This is a genomic window from Clostridioides sp. ZZV14-6150, from assembly GCF_020657875.1.
In the GTDB taxonomy this organism is placed as follows: Bacteria; Bacillota; Clostridia; order Peptostreptococcales; family Peptostreptococcaceae; genus Clostridioides.
Window position 1 is genome coordinate 1 of sequence record NZ_JAGWDA010000038.1, and the last position, 4,829, is coordinate 4,829.

Annotated in this window: 3 protein-coding genes; all 3 read right to left on the minus strand. The window is 27.0% G+C overall.

Going from position 1 to position 4,829, the window contains the following annotated elements; genetic code table 11:
- Positions 1-432: 432 nt before the first annotated feature.
- Positions 433-2,505, minus strand: coding sequence for an ABC transporter permease subunit/CPBP intramembrane protease (locus tag KGF41_RS20320; protein ID WP_227830479.1), 2,073 nt, complete (start codon positions 2,503-2,505; stop codon positions 433-435).
- Positions 2,506-3,300 (minus strand): ABC transporter ATP-binding protein, encoded by a 795-nt coding sequence (locus KGF41_RS20325; RefSeq protein WP_227830478.1) that lies wholly within the window; start codon positions 3,298-3,300, stop codon positions 2,506-2,508.
- Positions 3,301-3,581: 281 nt separating this feature from the next.
- The gene (locus tag KGF41_RS20330; RefSeq protein WP_227830477.1) at positions 3,582-4,706 is read right to left on the minus strand and encodes a metal-dependent hydrolase family protein; all 1,125 of its coding nucleotides are present in this window, start codon (positions 4,704-4,706) and stop codon (positions 3,582-3,584) included.
- Positions 4,707-4,829 lie beyond the last annotated feature (123 nt).

The following is a 4,829-nucleotide window of genomic DNA, read 5'->3' on the forward strand; positions in this document are numbered from 1 at the left end:
ACATATTCTATATATATAGTATAACAAAATTTCACAAATTTTAAAGTAAATATAAACTATCCATTTTACAAGAAATGACTACTTTTTATTAAAATACAGTATTTGCAACATATTTACCTTTAAAATTCTATTCTATTTTTCTTCTTCTATTCATTTCCACAAATCAACACTTAATTTTCATAACAAACTAAATTGAATAATATTTAATCTAAATTTTTTAATATGTTACTTTCACTTAATTTTTTAAGGTCATTTTTTTAATATAAACTCTTTATAAATTCATTTATATAATTAAAATATTATATAAATGAATTTATAAAGAGTTTATATAATGAAGAAATAAATAAAATAACACTAAAGTATATATAAATAAAGTAATACTTATATATTTTAGTGTTATTTATTATCTCAATATATTTAAGAAATTTATATTTAATTTTTTAAATCTTTTCTATATAAAAGTCTCCTTCCTAATATAACCAATATAAAACTTATTACAAGAATTAAAACAAATTTAAACATATTTAAATTTGAAAAATCAACCTCAATAAACTTATATAAATTAGCTATATTTCCTGTTGCATAATGACTTACTATAACTGCTACACTATTATTTAAGAAATGTAATAACATTGATACAAATATAGAGCCCGACTTATATACACTGTATGCAAATATGATTCCTAATATTGATGTTGGAATTATTCTTATAAAATCCATATGCATAATACCAAACAATACTCCACTACAGATTATTGCTAACTTTACAGACTTAACTCCATTTTTTGATTTACTAAATGCAGAAAATATAAAACCTCTAAAAAATATTTCTTCACATATAGCTGGTAATAATCCTATTATCAATAAATTCAATAAAAATTTATCCTTCATAAACAGAGATTTATTTAAACTCTCAGCCACTTCCATATTTTGAGGAAATAAAAATAAAATTAACTGAGTTATAATCATAATAATGATGTATCCACCAATCCAAAGAACAACTCCTCCTAAGAGATGTTTTAATGTTGGAATCTTTATACTAAATACTTCTCTAAAATCAGCTTTGATATAATATGCAAATATTAGTGGTAAAGCAATTATCATAACTTGTGTCATTACAATACCTGCTGTTCCAAATTTAATTTGAACCAAAGAACCAGCATAAATTAAAAGAACTAATCCTACTGCATACAAAATAATCCCATCACTCACAGTTGGTATAGACCCTTTTTTTATATTACATCTTTTCTCCAAGAAAGAAAAACTCTTACTATTTCCAAAAAGTATTTCTTCAGAATTAAACATTTTAGACAGAAGTATAATTGCCAATATAACAAAAGCTATATTCGATGTTAAAACTAGTGCTATCAGATTTAAATCACTTTTAAAAGATAATACACTTTTTATAAGTAATGATATATTTACCACAGGTATTACAGCTGTTACTCTATCCAATACTATATTTGGTATCATAGAAACATAAGATGGTATCATAATAACCAACATAAGAGGAGTTATATAGTTTTGAGCATCTTTAAAGCTTTTTGCTAGTGAACATACACACATACTTATTGCTGCAACTACCATTGAAAACAGACATACACATATTAAAGTAGTAGCAATTGGTAAAATTAAATCTCCATAATTAAAATTTCCAAAACCAAACTGGCTACTAAGACCCCCACTCACTAAAATAAATGCCATCGTTAAGCCCATAGATAAAATATTTAAAATTGCTGTTACTATTGCACTAAGGGAAACAGCCATATATTTTCCCATGACTAATTCTAAATTTGATATTGGGAGTGTAAATAAAGTTTCTAGTGTACCTCTTTCCTTTTCTCCAGCCATAACATCTATTGCTGGATATATTGAACCAAGCAAAACTCCTATTATTAATATAAATGGCAATATCTGTCCTAAGAAGTAGCCTGCTACTTCTTCTGTTTTTGCAACATCTATAGTACTGTACTTTATAGGTTCTAATGTACTTTGTACATCCAGTCCTTTTTCAGATAAAGTATTCTCTATAGTAAATCTCTTGTATTTATCTAAAACAGTTTCAATTCTTTTTACAGAGTTAGACGAATTTTCCTGAGATGAATTCATATATATTTTATAACTCGTAGATGATTGCTTTTCTTCTATTTTTATGTAAGCATCAATTTTATTTTCTTCTAAAGACTTCTTATAATTATCAACACTTAATATTTTTATTTTGCCTTTATCATTTGTAGTATCTTTATTAGTCCCAGTATCGCCCTCTAAATTATTCTCCTCTTCAATCATTGATACAAGCACTTTATTAGGTGTACTATCAAAAGCTATATTAATATCTTTACTATTCATACTATTTGCAGACATATTCATTACTTGAATCATCAACAACATAAGCAAAGGATATAAAAGAAGTGGTATAACAATCATCATAAATAAGGTCTTTTTGTCTCTTAGTATGTCTAACATTTCTTTTTTGAATATGTATTTTACAATTTTACTTCTCATCTAAACCTCCTCCATTCTAGAAAGATTTATAAACACATCTCTCAGATTATTTACTCCCGATTCTTCTTTTAAACTTTTCGGTGTTCCTGATGCAATTATTTTTCCATTATGAATCATTAAAATCTTATCACATAAAATTTCTGCTTCTTCCATATAATGAGTTGAATAAAGTACGGTTTTTCCTATTAACTTTTCGTTTTTCATAAAGTCTATTATAGATGCACTACTCAAAACGTCAAGACCTAATGTTGGTTCATCAAAAATATACACTTTTGGGGAATGTATTAAACAACGAGCTATAGATGTTCGCTGTGTCTGACCAGTTGATAGATTTTCAATTCTATTGTCTATAAATTCATTCATATCCATTACTTTTACAACATTTTTAATCGACTCTTCTATTTCTTCTTTTGTCATTTCATATAAACTTCCAAAAGTTGTTAAAAGTTCTCTAGGAGAAAGTCTTCCATATAGCTTTGTATTTCCAGATAGATATCCTATTTCTTTTTTTGCTGAATTTTTATCTATTGAATAATCATATCCAGAAACACTTATATTTCCTGATGTTGGTGTTAATATTCCTCCTAGCATTCTAAGTAAAGTTGTCTTTCCAGCACCATTTGGTCCTAATATTCCGACTATCTCACCTTCTTCAACACTAAAAGAAACATTATTTACAGCAAGAAAGTCTTCTTTTTTAGTTTTAATTTTCTTTAATTTTTTTATTGAACTTTTATTTTTATCATCTTTTATAACTCTTGTAAAAGATTTACATAACTTATCTACCTCTATCATTTACCAATTTGCTCCTTTCTTATTTATAGATATATTTATATAAATATAACATATAAACCTTTTTTATATACTATTTTTTATTTTAAAATATCTTATTTATAAAAACATATCTATTTACATGACAAATTATTACTTTTTATTCTTTTATAATATGTATTAACTAATAGATATAAAATAACATATTAATTTTTAAAGTATTAATAAATATTATCAATAAAAAAAGTGTCTCTAATCATTTAAAAATCTTTCAGACACTTTTTTCTAATTTCTCTTTTATTTTATTATCTAACTTTTTTACCAAGTTTAAATACTGCTAAAACATCTGACATTACATCTATATTATCTATAGGATTGCCATTTACAACTATCACATCTGCTTTCTTTCCTTTTTCTAAAGTTCCATAATTTTTATCAATTCTTAAAAGTTCAGATGCAGTTTTTGTAGCTGCTACTATTACATCCATATTATCCATACCATAATCTGACATTAACTTCATTTCATAATATGTCTTTCCATGTTCATTATAAGAAGTTCCTGCATCAGAACCAACTGCAATTTTAATTCCTTTTTTGTACGCTTTTAAGAATGATTCTTTATGTGGAATAGCAACAATTTCGCACTTTCTAAGAGTAGCCTCAGTTATTCCACTTTCTTTTCCTGCATTTAAAATAAAATATGGTGCAGCAACTGTTGGAACTAGATATGTTCCTCTTTCAAGCATCAAATCAATTATTTCATCATCTAAATAAACACCATGTTCTATAGAAGTGATTCCTGCAAGCACTGCATTTTTTATACCAGTTCTTCCTTGTGCATGTGTAGCAGTTATTTTCCCTGCTTTTATAGCTTCATCTATAGCAGCCTTCATTTCTTCTAAAGTCAATTGTGGTGAACCTGGCTCAACACCATCAGTTGTTACACCTCCAGTAGCCATTATCTTTACACAATCTACTCCATTTTTTAAAACTGTTCTAGCTGATTTTCTACATTCATCTACTCCATCACTTTCAATACCAAAATAGTATCCATGTCCTCCTGTCATACATATAACTGGACCTGAAGTAACTATACCAGGACCATCTATAGACCCTTTGTCTATAAGATTTTTAAGCTGCACATCCACATATTTTGGACAACCTAGACTTCTAATATATGTTACTCCTGAATCTAAATATGCATCAAGTTGTTTTATTGTATTTACCACAAGCTCTACATCAGATACGTTCTCATAATAAACTTTTGGATTTCCTACTGGCTCCATTGTCAAATGCACATGACAATTCATAATTCCTGGCATAACAGTTTTATCTAGGTAATCATATACATCATATCCACTTAAATCTTCTCTTATATTTTCAATTTCAAGTATAGTATCTTCATCAATAATTATACCTTTATCCTTCATAATACTATTTCCTGTTCCCTGAACCTCCTATGACTAAAGTCACAGAGTTCCTGCTTCATAGAATTTTGCATACTAAAATATGTCTTACCAATTCTCCACAGGCTATCCCCGTAGTTCCTACGG